Source organism: Actinosynnema sp. NPDC023587, from assembly GCF_040640215.1.
Classification (GTDB): domain Bacteria; phylum Actinomycetota; class Actinomycetes; order Mycobacteriales; family Pseudonocardiaceae; genus Actinosynnema.
In genome coordinates this window covers 234,141-251,486 of record NZ_JBFABG010000008.1, presented here as the reverse complement: position 1 = coordinate 251,486, position 17,346 = coordinate 234,141, and the positions used below count along the sequence as shown (strand labels likewise).

At 72.7% G+C, this 17,346-nt stretch carries 13 protein-coding genes and 1 CRISPR repeat array; all 13 genes read right to left on the bottom strand.

Annotated elements, in window-relative coordinates; genetic code table 11:
• Positions 1-12: 12 nt before the first annotated feature.
• The 13 genes from AB0G01_RS22515 to AB0G01_RS22455 are packed head-to-tail and all read right to left on the bottom strand — an operon-like array spanning position 13 to position 14,262.
• Positions 13-1,248, bottom strand: coding sequence for an aminotransferase class III-fold pyridoxal phosphate-dependent enzyme (locus AB0G01_RS22515; protein WP_360948510.1), 1,236 nt, complete (start codon positions 1,246-1,248; stop codon positions 13-15).
• Positions 1,245-2,516, bottom strand: coding sequence for an acyl-CoA dehydrogenase family protein (locus tag AB0G01_RS22510; protein WP_360948508.1), 1,272 nt, complete (start codon positions 2,514-2,516; stop codon positions 1,245-1,247). The genes AB0G01_RS22515 and AB0G01_RS22510 overlap by 4 nt, the downstream gene beginning before the upstream one ends.
• On the bottom strand, positions 2,509-3,408 hold the full coding sequence (locus AB0G01_RS22505; RefSeq protein ID WP_360948506.1) for a class I SAM-dependent methyltransferase: 900 nt from the start codon (positions 3,406-3,408) through the stop codon (positions 2,509-2,511). The genes AB0G01_RS22510 and AB0G01_RS22505 overlap by 8 nt, the downstream gene beginning before the upstream one ends.
• Complete coding sequence (locus AB0G01_RS22500) at positions 3,405-4,193, bottom strand: ABC transporter permease (protein WP_360948504.1); 789 nt, start codon at positions 4,191-4,193, stop codon at positions 3,405-3,407. Before AB0G01_RS22500 ends, AB0G01_RS22505 begins: the two co-directional genes overlap by 4 nt.
• Complete coding sequence (locus AB0G01_RS22495; RefSeq protein WP_360948502.1) at positions 4,190-5,110, bottom strand: ABC transporter ATP-binding protein; 921 nt, start codon at positions 5,108-5,110, stop codon at positions 4,190-4,192. Before AB0G01_RS22495 ends, AB0G01_RS22500 begins: the two co-directional genes overlap by 4 nt.
• Complete coding sequence (locus AB0G01_RS22490; RefSeq protein WP_360948500.1) at positions 5,050-5,604, bottom strand: NUDIX domain-containing protein; 555 nt, start codon at positions 5,602-5,604, stop codon at positions 5,050-5,052. Before AB0G01_RS22490 ends, AB0G01_RS22495 begins: the two co-directional genes overlap by 61 nt.
• Complete coding sequence (locus tag AB0G01_RS22485; RefSeq protein WP_360948498.1) at positions 5,601-7,505, bottom strand: hypothetical protein; 1,905 nt, start codon at positions 7,503-7,505, stop codon at positions 5,601-5,603. Before AB0G01_RS22485 ends, AB0G01_RS22490 begins: the two co-directional genes overlap by 4 nt.
• A complete protein-coding gene (locus AB0G01_RS22480) occupies positions 7,492-8,751 on the bottom strand; it encodes a hypothetical protein (protein WP_360948496.1) in 1,260 nt (419 codons plus the stop codon). The genes AB0G01_RS22485 and AB0G01_RS22480 overlap by 14 nt, the downstream gene beginning before the upstream one ends.
• Entirely contained in the window at positions 8,751-9,917 is a 1,167-nt protein-coding gene (locus tag AB0G01_RS22475; RefSeq protein WP_360948494.1) for a glycosyltransferase, read from the bottom strand. The genes AB0G01_RS22480 and AB0G01_RS22475 overlap by 1 nt, the downstream gene beginning before the upstream one ends.
• Positions 9,918-9,928: 11 nt before the next feature.
• The gene (locus AB0G01_RS22470) at positions 9,929-11,248 is read right to left on the bottom strand and encodes an AAA family ATPase (protein ID WP_360948492.1); all 1,320 of its coding nucleotides are present in this window, start codon (positions 11,246-11,248) and stop codon (positions 9,929-9,931) included.
• Complete coding sequence (locus AB0G01_RS22465; protein ID WP_360948490.1) at positions 11,248-12,672, bottom strand: glycosyltransferase family 4 protein; 1,425 nt, start codon at positions 12,670-12,672, stop codon at positions 11,248-11,250. The genes AB0G01_RS22470 and AB0G01_RS22465 overlap by 1 nt, the downstream gene beginning before the upstream one ends.
• Positions 12,669-13,190, bottom strand: coding sequence for a hypothetical protein (locus AB0G01_RS22460; protein WP_360948488.1), 522 nt, complete (start codon positions 13,188-13,190; stop codon positions 12,669-12,671). Before AB0G01_RS22460 ends, AB0G01_RS22465 begins: the two co-directional genes overlap by 4 nt.
• On the bottom strand, positions 13,180-14,262 hold the full coding sequence (locus AB0G01_RS22455) for a hypothetical protein (protein ID WP_360948486.1): 1,083 nt from the start codon (positions 14,260-14,262) through the stop codon (positions 13,180-13,182). Before AB0G01_RS22455 ends, AB0G01_RS22460 begins: the two co-directional genes overlap by 11 nt.
• 1,051 nt (positions 14,263-15,313) lie before the next feature.
• Positions 15,314-17,175: direct repeats of the CRISPR family, unit length 28 nt; unit sequence GGACCACCCCCGCTCGCGCGGGGAAGAC.
• Positions 17,176-17,346 lie beyond the last annotated feature (171 nt).

Below are 17,346 nucleotides of genomic sequence, written 5' to 3'. Positions count from 1 at the left end.
GCGCCCCTTTCGCTAGGAACGTACGGACTCGTTGTCGATGACGGACCGGGCGACGGCGGCAGCCGCGCGCAGTGCCTGTTCGGCGGTCGCCAGCTCGTCCGCGGTGAGGAACGCGCTCGGGGTCACGCGCACGGTGCGCGGCGCGCGCAGGCACGGGGTGACGAGGACCCCGCGCGCCAGCACCGCGTGCAGGAACTCGCCCGCCAGGTCGGGACGGGCGAAGGTGAGGCTCCGCAGCAACCCGCGACCGTCGTGCCCGGTCACCGCCGCGCCGAAGTCCGCGTGCAGCCGGGCCAGCACCTGCTCCAGCGCCCGCCCGGTGGCGCGGCAGCGGTCGGCGACGGCCTCCTCGTCGAGCAACGCGACCGTGGCCGTCACGGCGGCGGCGGCGAGCGGGTTCCCCGCGAACGTCGAGGTGCACAGGAACGGGTCCCGGTCCAGCGGCGCGAAGGCGGCACCGGTCGCCACGAGCGCGGTCACCGGAACGACGCCGCCACCCAGGGCCTTCCCGACCAGCACGACGTCCGGGCGGATGCCGGACGTCTCGTAGGCCCACGTCGTGCCGCAGCGGCCGAGCCCGCACTGGATCTCGTCGCAGACGAGCAGTGCCCCGGTGGTGTCGCAGGCGGCCCGGATCGCGACGAGGTAGTCGTCGGACAAGGGCCGCGCGCCGCCCTCGCCCTGGACCGCCTCGACGAACACCGCCGCCGGTCCGGTCCGCTCGATGAGGTCGACTGCCTGGTCGCGGTCCTCGCGGGGCAGCCGGACCACGTGCTCGACGTGCGGGCCGTCCAGGCCCGACAGCGCCGAGGCGGCGCTGGTGCGCCCGTGGTACCCGTCCGCCACGGCGGCCAGCGGGCGCGCCGGTCCCGTGGTGCCCGCCCTGGCCAGTCGGATCGCGGCCTCGACGGCCTCCGCGCCGGAGTTGAGGAACTGCACCTTGACCTCGAAGGGGAACAGCGACGCGAGCGCGCGCCCCGCCGCAGCACCACCGCGGGTCGGCAGGGCGCGGCTGGAGACGGGCAGCAGTTCGAGCTGTCGTCGGACCGCGTCGACCACCTTCGGGTGACGGTGGCCGAACAGGAAGACCGAGAACGAGCCCAGGTCCAGGTACCTGCGGCCGGATTCACCGACGACCCAGCTACCGTCCGCGTGGGCTTCCACGTCGACCAGACCCGCCAGCCGGAACAGCAGCGGCCAAGCGCGTGACTGGTAGCGGCCCAGCTCGGCCACCACGTCGTCGGTCATGACGTCACCCGCGCGGGGTGGTGGCCGTTGATGCGGTCGAGCAGCCGGTCGTGGTCGGCGGGAACCTCGAAGAGCTCCAGCGGCGCGGGCAGGCCGAGGGCCCGCCTGCCGAGGATCTGGGTGGTGGCCTGCCTGGTCGGCGGGTGGAAGCGGGCGGCCACGGAGTCGCGCAGCAGCCTCGACATCGGCGAGTCGTTCCGGTAGGCACCCGCACCGGTGAGACCGCAGGCCGCGTTGACGATCTCGTGGGTGCCCTGGCACACCTCGTGCTTGACCGCCAGTGCGAGGTCGAGGGCGGCTGCGGCACCGCCCGGACCGGTGGTCGCCACCCGTGCGGCGGACTCGCACGCCGCGTCGAGCACAGCCAGACGGGACACCAGCGCACCGAATTCGGCCTGGTAGGAGGTCAGCTCGTGCCGACCGGCACCGAGGGGGCGGACCTTCGCCTGGTGCAACCCCGCCGCCGTCTCGCCCAGCGCGCGTTCGGCCAGCCCGAGGTAGACCGCCGCGATGGTGAGGCAGAACCAGACCAGCCCCGCCGTCAGCGGACCGGTGCCGGCTCCGTCGGCGGCTTGACGCCCCCGGTGGAAGACCAATTGGTCCGGCACCCGGCACTCCTCGAACACCAGGGTGTCGGACTCCGAGCAGCGCATGCCCAGCGCGTCCCAGCTCGCGTGCGCCCGCACGCCTTCGGCGTCCAGCGGGACCAGGCAGAGCACCAGCTCGCCGTCGGAACCGTCCACCTCGGCCTGGAAGCACACCAGGTCCGCGCGCCGGGCCAGGGAACACGGCGTCTTGGTCCCGCTGATCGTCCACGTGGTGTCGCCGCGCACCGCGACGCAGGTCGACCGGCTGAGGGCACCGGCGAGGGCGGGCTCCGCGAAGGCGTTGGCGACCAGCCGCCGCTGGGTGGCGACGGCCTCCATCAGCAGCCAGCTCTCGTCCTGCCGCGCGCGCCAGTGCTCCACGAGCACACCGACCGAGAACAGGTGCATGTTCAACGCGACCGCCAACCCCGGGTTGACCCGGCCCAGTGCCCGCTGCACCGCGCAGCACTCGACCAGGGACGCCGCCGAGCCGCCGAAGGCCGCGGGGATCGGCAGGCCGCAGTACCCGGTGTCCTTGATCGCCCGCATCACCTCGTCGGCGACGGCACCTCGGACGTCGGCCGCCGCCGCGTCCCGTTCCACCACCGCGAGCGTGTCGGCGTCGATCAGGTGGTCGACGGCGGGCCACACCGAGTGGCGTGGGAAGAGGGGGTCACCCATCGGTCTCGGTCCTCCCGACCGGCTTTTTGCGCGCGACGGTGATGGCGTCGCGGTACCCGTCGACGCCGAACTGGCCGTGCGATCCCCAGCGGTCGCACACCCGCAGCACGGCGAACCCCTGGGCGGTGAGCGCGCTGCGCACGTGCTCGGTGGTCAGCGCGCTGCGCCACCCCCGGCCGGTGCGGCGGTCGGGGTGGTGCAGCACGAGCACGCCGCCGTCGCGCACCACCCGCGCGAACTCGGCGGCGTAGGCGGCGAAGTCGGCGGGTGCGACGTGGACGAAGCAGTCGAAGGAGAACACGAAGTCGACGGTCCTGTCGGGCACGCCGGGCAGCGAGCGCCCGTCGGTCAGCACGTACTCGGCCCGCACGGCGCTGCCGAGCAGCCGCCAGCAGTGCTCCAGCACCGCCGGGGCGATGTCGACCAGCACCACGTCACGGGCCCGTCCGGCCAGCGGCACCGTCCACCGCCCGCCACCCGGTCCGACCTCCAGCACGGTGCCGGCGGACTCGGGGTGGGCCAGCACGAACTCCTCGACCAGAGCGGTCTGCCACTCGGTGGAGGGGGTCCACTCCCGACCGCCGTTCGACCAGTCCCAGCGCTGCCACACGGTCCGGTTGACGCGCACGGTGTTCGTGCCGGGCAGCCCGTAACGCTCTTCGAGCGCCCGGCTCCTGGCCAGGTTGCGGGCGGCCACCGCCTGCGCCGTCACGGCGAGCAGGTGGTGGGCAAACCACAGCGGGCCGTTGCGGCGCAACAGGTCCACCTGGATCGGGCGCGGTGCCGAGGACATCGGGGAGGTGGGCCTCTGCGCGAAGGTGGACACCGGCGGCACCGGGCCGTTCCCGCGCGCGGCACCGTCGTCCGGGAGGTCGGGAGGGTCGGTGATCACACCCACATCACTTTCTTGCGGCCGACGTCGAAACGCGTCACCGCGATCAGGAACAGCACGGTCGCGGCGAGGCAGAGCGCCCCGGTCGACAGCGCGACCGTGCCGAGGTCCGGCCGATCGGGGAGCAGGACGGCGCGGTAGGCGCGCAAAGCCCAGTAGGTGGGCGTGCCGGGTGCCAACGACTGCGCCCACCCCGGGAGCAGCGCGACGGGGGTGAGGGCACCCCCCAACCCGGCGAACAGCATCGCTCCGACGTTCTCCACCACGCCGACCTGGCGCAGGTTGGTCGCCAGCACCACCGTCAGCAGGCCGAAGCCGACCAGGAACAGCGTCAGCGACACGGCGATCGCGGCCAGCAGCGGCACCTGGGCCCAGCGCAGCGGCAGGCCGAAGAACGCCGCCCCCGCGGCGAACAGGGCCGCCTGCTGGCCGAGGGCCAGCACCAGCATCGGCACCAGCTTGGCCACCACGATCTCCCCGGTGGTCAGCGGCGAGGCCCGCAGCCGGTCCCAGGTCTTCCAGCCGTACTCCCGGAAGAACACGAACGCCACGTTGCCGACGACGAAGAAGGCGAACATCACCACCAGACCGGGGATGACCTGCTCGGCACCGGTGGCGCTGGCGTAGCCCTCCTGCGCCAGCGCGAGTCGCAGCAGCGGCCCCAGGAAGATCGCCAGCAGCAGCGGGGCGACGACGAGGACGATGTAGACACTGCGGTTGCGGCGCAGCAGCGTCAGTTCCAACGCCAGCAGCGCCGCCACCCGCTGCCTGCTCGCCGCCGTCACGGCGTACCCGCCGGCGTCGTCGACAGCGCGCGGTAGGCGTGCTCGACCGTGGGCCTGGACACCTGCACGGAGCGCAACGCGTGTCGCCGGTGGCCGAGCTGGTCCAACAACCGGACCAGGTCCGCTCCGGGGTCCTGGCAGGGAATCCGGACCGAATGACCGTCCACCGGCGTGCCCATGGCCAGGGCCGCTTCGGGCGGCGCGCCGGTGAAGGTGAGCACGACCGCGCTGCCGAGCATGTCGCGCCACTGCGCGAGGGACTGGTCGGCGACGATCCGCCCGGATCGCAGCACCACCAGGCGCGGTGCCAGCTCGTCCAGCTCGGACAGCACGTGCGTGGTGTAGATGACGCAGATCCCGAGTTCCGCCAGCGCGCCGACGGCGGACAGGATGGCCGCGCGGGACTCGACGTCGCAGTTCGCGGTCGGCTCGTCCAGCAGCAGCACCCTCGGCCTGCCGACCAGCGCGCAGGCGACGTGCAGCCGGCGGCGCTGCCCCCCGCTGAGCTGCGCCGCCCGCCGGTCCAGCAGCCCGGTGAGCCCCATCGTCCCGGCCGCCCAGCGCATCGCGCCGGTCAGCCGCTCGCCCTTCGCGCCGTACAGCCGGCCGAACAGGCGCAGGTGCTCCCCGACGGTCACCGTCTCGTACACGCCGACGTCCTGCGGGACCAGCCCGACGTGGTGCGCCCGGCTGGAGTGCGCGCTCGGCGCGAAACCCTCGACCAGGGCTTCGCCGCGGTCGGGGCGCAGCAGGCCCGCGACGATGCCGATGAGGGTGCTCTTGCCGGCACCGTTGGCACCGAGGAGGCCGACGATCTCCCCCCGGGACACGGTCAGGGTGACGTCCCGGAGGGCGATCACCGATCCGTAGTCCTTGGATACGGCCCGGATGTCCAGGCAGGCCGTCGGTTGGTCCATCGTCCCCCCTCGTAGTCGTAATCGCCGTCCGCGCCCCGCGCCGCCTCGGCCAGGCGGGCGGCGACGTCCCGGGTCGTCCAGTTCAACCGCCGCTCCAGCTCGTCCACGTCGAACACCCGCCGGTGGCGGGCCTCCCGGCTGGGGCGGAACTCCCGCAGCCGGACGTGCGCCCAGAAGCGGGTCTGGTAGAAGTCTGGCTCGTCCGCGTCCAGCCGGTGCACGTGGGAGGCACCCAGGTAGACCGCGTGCAGGACTTCGGCGGTGGCTTCCTCCCAGACCTCCCGGCACATCGCCACCTCCGGCGTCTCACCCGGTTCGAGGTGTCCGCCCGGCAACCCCCACGAACTCGCGTCCGTGGAGATCAGCACGACCTGGCGGTGACCGGTGAAGCACACGGCCGACGCCTGGACCACGGGGTGGTCGCGCGGCGGCACCTCCCCGGGAACCCAGGTCAACCGGTACTCGCCGTCGCCGAAGGTGACGCGGTGGCTCATCCGTCTCCTTCCCGTCCCGGGCTTTCGAGCAGTCGTGGTACCCAGTCGTGCAGGCAGTCCCGCAGCCGATCGTGCCTGAGCCGGTACCGCGCGGCCTCCTGGCCCGGTGCCCTGCGGTAGCGCCGTGGTACGCGGGCGACCGCACGGTCGTGCTCGGCGAACTCGGCGACCACCCTGGCGAGGTGTTGGGGCACCGCCCACCGCACCCGCTCCCACGCCGTGCGGTCGCCGCCCAGGTCGCCGTACCGGGCACAGACGGCACGGATCGCCTCGTGCGGCAGGGCGAGCTCGGTGCCGACCGCGGCGATCTCCTCGGCCACGTCGAGCCTGCGTTCCCAGTGGCTGGCGTCCGCGTGCAGCCGGAACCAGCGCTCCGGCGTCCGCACGAAGTGCCACGCCCCCTGGTTTCGGGGCAGTTGGACGAGCCGCCCGACGTGCTGCTCCTGCCGCCGCGCGGCGGAGACCAGCGCCGCCGCGCCGTCGTCGTCCAGCCAGTTCGCGGCGGCCAGGGTCCGCACGGCGCGTTCGATCCGACGCAGCACCTGCGCGCCCGCCAGCAGGCCGCCGCTGTCATGGCGCAGCGCGGTGGCGCAGTAGTCGGCCAACCGCTCGACGAGGTCGTCCTCCAGGCCGTCGGCTCCGGTGCCGGTGTCGGCGACCTGGCCGTCGACCCAGTCGTAGAACAGGTAGCCGCCGGCGGTGCCGTGGCAGTGCGGGGTGAGCACGTCGAAGCGGTGCCACCGCCGGGTCTCCTCCAGGTCGAACGGCCACAGGCCGACGAACTTGGCGACCAGGCGCGAGGGCCGGCCGTCGCGGGTCGCGTCCAGGACGAACCGGTGCTTGCGCGGTCGGTGGTCGACGGCGTGCAGGCTGTCCGGGTCGAGGGTGCTGTGGGCGGCGGCGTAACGGGTCCAGTAACCGGGCGGCATCGGCACGGCCCGGTGCACGGTCGTGCCGCGCAGGCCCGGCAGCTCGTCGAGCAGGCGACCGAACAGCGACGCCGGGTCGGCTCCGCCGGTCGGCGGCGGGGTGACCACCCCACCGTGACCGTGGACGTGCACGTGGACGCCGTCGAGGTGCACGGCGGGGGAGAGCCGGTCCAGGTGGATGTCGCGCAGCAGCGACACGGTGATCGGTGTCGCGCCGAGCGCGCGCAACCAGGCCAGCACGGGTGCGAGGGTTCCGCCGCTGCTGACCGCGTCGTCGATCAGCAGCACCGGGACGTCGGTGTTCGCGGAGCCGATCCGGCGGGCCACCCGCTCCCTCTCCTCGGGGGTGATGCCGAGGTCCTCGGCGCTGAGGGTGGAGACCTCGGTGTAGCGGCGGCGGGGCCGCGCGGTCAGGTAGGTGGTGTCGTGCCGGTGACGCCGGAACGCGGCGGTCCACAACGGCGCGAGGTAGCTCCCGGAGCCCCGCAACCCGATCACCAGGTGCGCGGCCGTCGTCGTGGCCGCCGTCGTCGCGGCGGTGGCGTAGCCGAGCAGGTCGGTCGGCGTGCTGGTGAGGCACTCCGGGGACTTGACCAGTTCCTCGGCACCGCTGAACCAGGAATCTTCGCCGACGACGCGCGCGGTGCCGGCGCGCCGGCGGTGCACCAGGTCCCGTGCCCGGCACATGGCCTCTCGGGCGGCCACGACGTCCCGCGCGCACCGGGAGTCCACGGCCCGCTGCCCGCCGGCGAGGTCGAGCACGTGGCCGGCGAGCGTGACAGCGGCCTCGCGCACGGCGCGCAGCACCTCGCCGTCGCAGCCGTCCCGGCCGGTGGTGAGCACGTCGGCCAGGGTCTGTTCAGCAGCCGCGACCAGGCGGTAGGCACCCTCGACGGGGTGTCCCCCGCGCCAGCCCTCCGGCGGGGTGACGCCGTCCTCGGGCAGGAGGGTCACGAGGTCATCCAGTCGCATCGGGACCACCGCCCACCTGGGCCACGATGCCGGCGGCCAGTTCGGCGAGCGGCCAGGCCCCGGTGTCGCGGAGCACCACCGAAACCCGCGCGGACCGCGCTGCCTGGCGCAGGGCTTCCGCGCACCAGCGGCGGCGGTACTCGGCGTCCTCCACGAACAGCCTGTCGGTGAACCGGAGCGCGTCGCGGCGGTGCGCGCGTCGGGTGATCTCCTCCGGGTCGGCGACCATGAGGACGGCGAGGTGGTCGAACCGCGGTCCGACCGAGGAGGCCGCCCGGAGGAGGCCGTAGGTCAGCCACTTGCGCCGCGCGTAGTTGTGCGCGACGGCTCGCAGGATCGACGACTCCTGGACCAGCGGGCGACGGGCGGAGGTGCGCACGCGCAGGCCGTCGGCGACGGTCTGCACGGCGAAGCAGAGGCCGAGCAGGGTTTCGCGCGGCTGCGACCGCCCCATCTCCGCCTCGACCCAGCGCCAGAACGGAAGCGGGACCAACGGGCCCTTGCGCACCGTCACCGCCCCGCCCCGCCACCGCTCGGCGAGGAGCCGCACCGTCGTCGACTTGCCGGACAGGTCGTGGCCCTCGATCAGCACGCTCGGACGCGCGCCACCGCTCGTGGCCACCTTCTCGCCGTCCCGCAACTTCTCGTGGACCAGGCTCCGGAAACGCTGGACGGTCTGCTGCGGGGACTCGTCGGAGGAATCCACCCGGACGTACCCGCCGGCCGACGCCAGCTCCCGGAACGCGGCGCAGTGAGCCCGGTGCCGGGCGCGGGCGGAACCGTCGAACCGGGCCCCGTCCCGCTGGTCGCCCTGCCCGGAGGCCCGGTAGCGGGCGGCACGCACCTCGTCGTCGGCGTCGAGGAACACCGCGAGATCGGCGGGCGGCCAGGCCAGCCGGCGCGCCCACCGCGCGCGGAGGCGTTGCCCTCGGGCGAGGTGGAAGGCCGCGACCCGGTCGTACCCACCCTCGACCAGGTGCACCTGGTGCCCCCGTTCCGCACGGCGCAGCCCCGGCGTCGCCAACCGCTCCAGCGCGGGGCACACCAGGTAGAAGGCACCGCGCAGACCCGGCCTGAGGAAGTCGGCCCGGTGCACCGCGCCGACGGTGCCGGCCAACCACGGGTGCGCGGCACCGATCGTGTGCAGCACCGCCAACCCGTCGTCGCGCAGCGCGCTCACCAGCTCGGCGCAGACGGTGGACTTGCCGGCGAAGTCGGGACCGTCGACCAGGACGCGCAGGACCATCACGGCACCCGCTCGACACGGGGTGCCGGCGCGGCGACGACGGTCAGGGGAAGCCGGTCCGACCTCACGGGTTCGAGCAGGTGGACGTAGTCGTGCCGCTGGTCGTCGCGCACCAGGAGGCCGAGGGGGACGAACCGCTCCGACTCGGGATCGGCCTCGGACACCGTGGCGGTCGCGGGCAGCGTCCGCGCCGGGGGCCGCAGCACGGCACCCAGCGGTGACACGGCGGCCAGGGTGCCGCACTGCCACAGCACCCGGTCGAGCAGGGCCATCGGCAGCGACCGGCACAGCCCACCCGCCCGGACCAGCGGCAGCACCTCCCTGCCGAGGCTCACCCCGAGTGCCGCCAGCACCACGCGCCGCAGTGCCCCTCTGGTCACCGCGCACAGCAGCGCGGCCAGCGGAACGAGGGGTGCGGGGAACAGGTAGCGCGAACGCGGCAGCACCAGGTCCTGCTTGGCACCACGGCGACGCAGGAGCGCGTACGCCCTGGCGTCCTTGAGCCGTTTGCGGGCGAGACCGCGCAGCGACGAGGGGTGCAGGTGATCGGCGACCATACCGGGCAGGTACACGACCGGCGAGCCTCGGCGCAGCAGTCGGAGCTGGAAGTGGATGTCCTCCATGGAGGTCAGCGCGAACTCGGTGTCGAATCGCAGCCCGTCCAGGTGCTGCCGAGACACTCCGCAGATCCCTCCGGTCATGCCGACGAACCGGTCGTGGGAGACGACCAGCGGCTCCCGGCGGTCCCGTTTGCCGGCGAACGCGCTGTAGAGCAGGTCGCGGTGGGTCAGTTGCCCGTCGCGGCCCCGGGTCCGGTAGGTGCCGAACACCGCGCAAGCGCCGGCTTCGAGCTCGGCGCAGGCGATGGCGAGCGCGTCCCGGGCGAGCACCATGTGCGCGTCCACGAAGAACACCAGCGGCGATCGCGTGACGTCGAGCGCGAGGTTCCGGGAGACGGCGATGCCGAGGTTCTCGTCGATGCGCACGGCCCTCAGCTCGGGGAAGCGCCGTACCAGGCCCGGTAGCGCGGACGCGGCGGGACCGTTGGCGATCAGCACCAGCTCGTCCACCGTCACGCCCTCGCAGCGCCGCACCGCCTCGACGCTGCGCAGCACGACGTCTTCGGACTCGTTGTGCGCCAACAGGCATACCGCGACCTTGCTCACAGGTGGCTCCATCACTGTGCGGTGGACAGTTCCGACGGGGACAGCTCGGACCTCAGGTCGAGCGAGAGCTGGTCGAGCACGTGCGCGGGCAGCAGGGGCAGCACGGAGTCCCAGGTGACCGCCTTGCCGGCGGGGTCTTCGTGCAGCGCGATGCGGCCGACACCGTCCAGCAGCGAGACCGCCCCGAGGAAGCGGGTGCCCGTCACGTGGGACAGCGCCACGCCGCAGTCGCGGGCGTACTCCGACTCGGAGCCGTAGCCGGCCCGGTTCAGCACGGTGCCGAGCACGGTGGCGCGGTGCGCCGGGGAGACCATCGCCAGGCTGCCCGCCACCGCCGCAGCCCCGCCGCCGCGGTAGACGTCGCCGACCACGAGCGTCCTGGCGTCCACCCGCTCGGCGAAGCGCAGGTTGAACAGCGCCGACAGCGGGTTGTGCGGTTCGACCAGCGCTCCGGCCCCCTCGACGACCACGATGTCGCTGTCGAGGGCGATTTCGCGGTAGCGGCGCACCAGCACGTCTTCGAGCGTCGCGCGGTGGGCGACGAGGTCTGCCCACGTGAGGTCCTCGCCGAACACCGCGCCGTCCACCAGCAACGTGAAGCGGTGACCGTAGGCGAAGTTGTCCGCGTCCACGTGGGACTGCGCCGGGTGGAGCACGACCGGGCTCATCGAGGGGTGGGGCGGCCGGCGCGCCGCCAGCGCGGCCACGACGACACCCTCGGGCGGTTCACCGTTCACGGCGTCGTGCGGGGCCGGGCGCTCGGCGGTCACGAGGGTCTTGAACACGCCCACCCGCAGGCCGGTGTCGGACAGGTGCCTGGCCAGGGCGGTGGTGAGGAAGCTCTTCCCGATGCTCGCCGTGGTGCCGACCACCATCACGCCGGGTACCGCCTTCCCCGGAGCGGGAAGAGCGGCACGTGCCCGTGCGACCGCCCAGGCACGCAGCCCGCGCACCAGGTCCGGGTCGGGAACCCGGACGTCGACCGCCCGCGCCGCCCTGACGGTCGCCAGCGCCTCGTCCACCTCCATGCCCTGCCGCACCAGGTAGGCGACGACGTAGGCCACCGAGCGGTCGAGACCGGCGCGGCAGTGCACCAACACGTCCAGCCCGCGATCGTCGCGCCAGAACTCGATCCAGGTCGCGCCGGCGTCCAAAGTGGACCACCAGCCCGGGTCGTCGATGTAGAGCAGCGGCAGGTGCCGGTAGTCGGCGGCGCCCACCGGTGTGGCGTGGACTCCGCGCGAGGCGTTGAGCACCGCGAAACCCGGACGGGGAGGCGCGGCACCGGTCTCGAAGTCGGACACGAACAAGCGGTCGGCGATGCGGTCCATCAAGGTTGCCTACCCCATCTCGCCAGAGAGACGTCGGTGAACGAGCGGCGGCGTCGGACGTACTCGAAACCGCCGAGCCACTCGGCGGCGGTCGTGTCGGCGCTGTAGCGCGCGGCGTGTTCCCGGGCCGCGCCCGCCATCCGCTGCCGACGGTCGTCGTCGCGGAGCAGGGCCACGGCCTCCGCCACGAACACGTCCTGGTACCCGGGCGAATCCGGGTGCCCGTCCACCAAGACGCCGCTGACACCGTGCGCCACCCGTTCCGGAAGGGCACCCAGGCGCGACGTCACCGGGATCGCACCGGCCGCGCCCGCCTCGACGCACGCCACGCACTCCATCTCCTCGTAGTGCGTCGGGTACAGGTAGAGCTGGGCGGACAACTGGTGCGCCCGCAGATCCCGCTTGGGCACCGCGCCCAGGTAGCGCACGCCCGGTTCGGCCAGCATCCGGCCCACCAGCGTCGTGACGCGGTCCGCTGACGATTCCGGCGACACACCCCACAACTGGTAGCCCCCGGTGACGTACAACTCGGCGTGCGGCACCTCGGCACGGATTCGCGGCCAGAGGTCGAGCAGCCGGTCGAGTCCCCGGTACGGCGCGGCCGAGTAGAGGCACTTGCCGGGCTCGCGCTCGACCGGGACCGCGTAGTCCGCCAGCCGGACACCGTTGGACGACAACAGCCACGGGTGGTCGCCGACGACACCGTGCCGGGAGACCAGCAGATCCCTCTGGTGGCGCGATACGCCGAGCACGAGGTTGAGCGCGCCACAGCGTATCGCCTCCGCCAGACCGGCCGGGGGACGCCGACCGCCCAGCCGCACCGCCCGCACCTCGGCGTTGACCCGCAGCGACGAACGGTCCGGAGTCACCCAGAACACGACGGCGTCGCGCGGTGTCTCCGGCGAGAAGGCACCCCGCGCACGCCACCGGACACCCAGGTGGTCCTGCGGGTCGCACTCCGCGTAGACGGTCACCTGATGGCCGGCGGCAGCCATGGCCTCGGCCAACACGACCAACGAGGTCTCGTTGCCCCCGAGCCCCGACGTCTCGTAGGCACCCGGGGAAACGGGTTGGTAGCCGGGGTGCACGAATGCCACGTCCCAGCGCCGCCGCGCGGCGGCGGCGCGCAACGCCTGCCAGGTCCGTTCGGTCAGCTCGGCGACACCGCCCCGCAGCGCGTGGCCCGGAGCGGGGTCGGGCAGGTCGCCGAGGACGTCGTGGAGCAGGTCGACCGCCTCCAGCCGCGACTCCCAGGGCATCGCGCGGCCCCGTGGCCCCAGGTCGTGCCGGTCCGCCGCGAGGGACCGGACCGGCAGCCGGGGGTCGACCGCCTCCACCAGGGCCTCCACCAGGTCGCCGAGCACGGGCAGCGGACCCGACCAGGCGGTGGGGGAGTTCTCCGGCGGCTCCCGGTCGGCTGTCACCGGACCTCCCTCGTCCACGCCGTCGGCAGGAGGTCGGGCAAGCCGAGGAGGTCCACCACCGGCAGCCACTCCCTGGCGAGCCGCAGGGCCGGGAACAGGCCCTCTGCCCGGCGCAGCTCCGGGAGCCGCTCGTAGCCCATCCGGGTGGTCAGGTCGGTGGCGAACGCGGTGAGCGCGTCCGTCAGCTCGTCGGGTGCCGAGGTGCCGTCGAGCACCCGGACCGCGAGCGAGAACAGCTCGGTGACCCTCTCGGCGTCGTCGGGCGGCAACGCGGAGTACGGGTCGAAGGCCAGGTAGTCGCCGGCGTCGTCGATCTCCCCGCCGGTGCGCATCACGGCGATGCCGGCCAGCTTCGCGATCACGACGCAGGCCTGGTCGACGGCCACCTCGACCTGCCCCGCCCCCGCCGCACCGCGCACGTCGTCCAGCAGCGAGTCCACCGTCAGCAGAACGCGGGCGGCACCCAACGCGCGGAACGCGACCTCTCTCCGCAAGTCCGCGTGCAAGTCAACGTCCACGGTGTTCACGCATCCCCACGCCGAGCCAGAGGAAATCCGCCGAGAACAGTTCGACGACGCCGTCGGGGACATCCCGGTCCCGCCAGTCGTGGTGGGTGTGGAGGATTCCGTCCTCGCGCCCCACGGCCTCCTGGACCAGGCCGGACAACGCGGAAGACAGCCCTGCGGCACGCATGTTCCAGCGGCTCAGGAGGCTCTGCCCGGCCAACCTCGTCAGGCTCACGCCGGGAGCGAGTGAGAACACGGCCGAGTACTTCTCATCCGCCTGGTCGCGCGCGATGAGCGGCTCGATCCGGCGCTCGAACCAGTCGAAATCCGGAACAGGTTTCGTGGACTGCCGCAGAGCGTCGCGAAAGGCAGCGAGGTCGTCCGTCCAGCCGAGTCGTTTCAGCTTCTCCGGCAACCACTTGAAGCCGAAGTAGTCTTCTCCGCACCGAGTCGCCAGCACTTCCAGGAATGCGGAGTGCGCCTCGTGGAAGCGCCGGGCGGCCACTCGGGGGAATCTCGTGGCGAGCAGACGGGCGGCGACCAGTCGGCGGCGCGCCTCGGCCCGCCACCAGTCCGCCGCGCCGTCGCGCACCACCTCGGCCGGCAACCGGACGTCCCACGGTGTGCCCTGGCCGTAGAGCGGCACCGAGCACGTCAGCCGGGACGCCGCGCTGACCGCTTTGCGCTTGTGCTCCCACATCTTCCGGGTGAGTTCACCCGCACCCGCCACCGGAGCCTTCGCCGCCGTGCGCAGAGCCTTCTCGGTGTTCTCCCGGGTGTGGAACGCCAAATCGATCCGACAGGAGTCCACATGCACCATCAGGGGTAGTGAGGTGGCGGCGGCGTCGCGGACAACGTGGACGTCGAGATCGCTGTAGGCGTTCGAGTACCCCTCCGTGATGGAGCCCGCGACAAAGGCGGCGCATTCTGCCCCGGCGGCGTCGTGGATCTCCTGCTCCAGCCGTGCCCGCGTCATTCGGGATGCACCGAGGAAGTTTTCCAGATTTTCCGCGCGTCGGTCACAGGGCACAGGCCTCCACCTTTTCAAAGAATAGAACCCGGGTTTAACAGAGGGACGCGCCAATGTTGTTAATTGTTTAAAGGGGCGTCTTCGGCGCTGAACGTGCCCGACACTTGTTTACCATGTGTTCACTCTGAGCGAGGCTATCACCTCTCGCGTCGGGGTGCGAGCGGGAACACTGTTTTCTCGCGAGATTCACTGGTGAGTGGGAATCAATGCTTATCGCGACGCATGGTGATCGCGAGAGGTGTTTCGCGGTCACCTGTCATCCGTTGGGGAAGCCGGGTCGTCCACCTCGACTTCTCGTGCGGCTACGACGACTTCGACTCGACGCTCCCAGTGGTGCATGGGCACTCCCGGCCACCTGCTCACCCTGACCGAGTCGCTGCCCGCTTCGGCATGGCTAGCGCTGGCCATGGTCGGGTCCGGCAGCTCGTGGCGGGCTCCGCTGTGCGCACTGGCCGGATCAATCCCGGTACCGATCGCCGCCCGCGTCATCCAGGGCTGGCCGGCGCGAGGGTGCAGGCCGTCCTGGCTCTGGTCGCCCGCCCTGGCCAACTCGGCCGACTGTTCAGCGCCTTGGGCGCGGTGACCAGCCTCAGACCGGTCCTCGGCCTCCAAGTGTGCGAGACGTTGCCATGGCGTTGGGTGTTCTGGCTCAACGTGCCCATCGGCTTGGCCGTGCTCGCCCTGAAACCCGACTCGTTCTGGCGGACAGCGCGATCGAGTCCGCCGATTGGCCTGGCCGGGCTGATGACCCCGGCACCCAACTCACGCTGCTGCTTCACGGCACCACCGAGATCGGCACCGGCACGTCCACGACGCTGTGGCAGCGCGAACACGTTGGTCACCCGGAAACACCGCTACCCCACGAACCATTCCCGCCCCTGCGGGAAAGACGCGAAAGTCGCTCGGTCGAACGGACGAAGCCAGGGCCACCCACCGGCCCGTGCAGGGAAGACCAGGGCCAGGCGGCGAAGCTGGACGACGAGCGGGGACCCCGCCCGTGCGGGGAAGACCGCGCGATGTTCGAGGTGCACGGGCCGATCTACGGATCATCCCTGTCCATGCGGGGAAGACGCCCACCACGAAGACGCCCAGGACTGCGATGTGGGACCACCCCCCGCTCGCGCAGGGAAAACAGAGCGGTGCGGCGAGGGATGGAGCCGGAGCGCGAACCGCCCCCGCCCGCGTGGGGAAAACCGCAATCGTGACAGTGGGTGCAGATTTCCCTGCGGACCACCCCCGCTCGCGCGGGGACGACCAGGAGCGCCGCGCGGACCAGAAGGCGCAGGTGGGACCACCCCCGCTCGCGCGGGGAAGACTGGCGGTCGACCAGGGCGACATGCCGGCGTGGCGGACCACCCCCGCTCGCGTGGGGAAGACTACAGGCGCTCCAGAGCACCCGTCGCTGGTTGTGGACCACCCCCGCTCGCGCGGGGAAGACTCCCTGGTCGGCTGTGGTGCTCTCGCGTGACGCGGACCACCCCCGCTCGCGCGGGGAAGGCCAGCACCCGCCGCAACGTCCAGTAGTGGTGAAGGGACCACCCCCGCTCGCGCGGGGAAGACGTCTCGGGCCCCCGCGACACGCGAACGGGCGCGGGACCACCCCCGCTCGCGCGGGGAAGACCGCACGGGGCGCAGCGTGGGGAACACGCCGCTGGGACCACCCCCGCTCGCGCGGGGAAGACCTGAAGCCACCGCGCCGGGGTCTGGCAATCGGCGGACCACCCCCGCTCGCGCGGGGAAGACGGGAACAGCGGCGGGTGGTTCTGCTGCCCCCACGGACCACCCCCGCTCGCGCGGGGAAGACTGGTCCGCTGCTTGTCCCTGCTCCGCGAGCAACGGACCACCCCCGCTCGCGCGGGGAAGACGCCCCGTGCGCCCGCCGGTACTTGTCGAGGACCGGACCACCCCCGCTCGCGCGGGGAAGACACCTCGCCGAATTGAACTATCTCCAGAATGGAGGGACCACCCCCGCTCGCGCGGGGAAGACGCTAGAAAACTCTTGCGCGGTGGCCGGGGGTGGGGGACCACCCCCGCTCGCGCGGGGAAGACTCCCGGTCAGACGTGGCAGCACTCGTTCGGATACGGACCACCCCCGCTCGCGCGGGGAAGACCGCAGCTCGGCCTTCAGCTCGGACTCCCGGGAGGGACCACCCCCGCTCGCGCGGGGAAGACGCCATCGCAGACCAGGCGGGCCACCGCGCGGCCGGACCACCCCCGCTCGCGCGGGGAAGACCGGCCCGCCACCCAACTCACGAGCTCGTTCGCCGGACCACCCCCGCTCGCGCGGGGAAGACCCGCCCGTCGCGCGGCCCGCCGTGCCGCTGTGGGGACCACCCCCGCTCGCGCGGGGAAGACGCGTGGGACGAGCAGGTCGCCGACGCCCCGTGGGGACCACCCCCGCTCGCGCGGGGAAGACGGTGGGCACGACGGAGTGGTCGTGGCCGGGTGAGGACCACCCCCGCTCGCGCGGGGAAGACTCCCAGAACTTCTGGCGGAACTCGACGCCGCACGGACCACCCCCGCTCGCGCGGGGAAGACTTCCATCCGGCCAGCAGTGCCTGGCCCGTGTCGGGACCACCCCCGCTCGCGCGGGGAAGACACGACGGTTCCCGCCGTCAGCACGTCCCGCCTGGGACCACCCCCGCTCGCGCGGGGAAGACCTGGGAGAGCTTGACCATGCACGCGCGCACTCCGGGACCACCCCCGCTCGCGCGGGGAAGACCCCGACGATTGGGCGACGGACCCGTACTCCTACGGACCACCCCCGCTCGCGCGGGGAAGACGACCCCCGGCACGACGCCCCGGCAACCACGTGGGGACCACCCCCGCTCGCGCGGGGAAGACCGGACACGTTCACCAGCTCGGTCCGGTCGGCGAAGGACCACCCCCGCTCGCGCGGGGAAGACGGGGACTGTCCGGGTGGGACCTGTGGGCGCTGGGGACCACCCCCGCTCGCGCGGGGAAGACACTTGTTGATCAGGCATTTTACAGGGCGACTCGGTGTTCTGGCATCGGTTTGTTCGCGTAGTGGCCTGTGTGGCTTCACTGCTTCCGCTGCCGTCGGACTGCCTAACTGAAGGACCGCTACACCATCTTCAACTGTCTTTGCGGATTACGTGCAATCCGTACCGAGAGGTC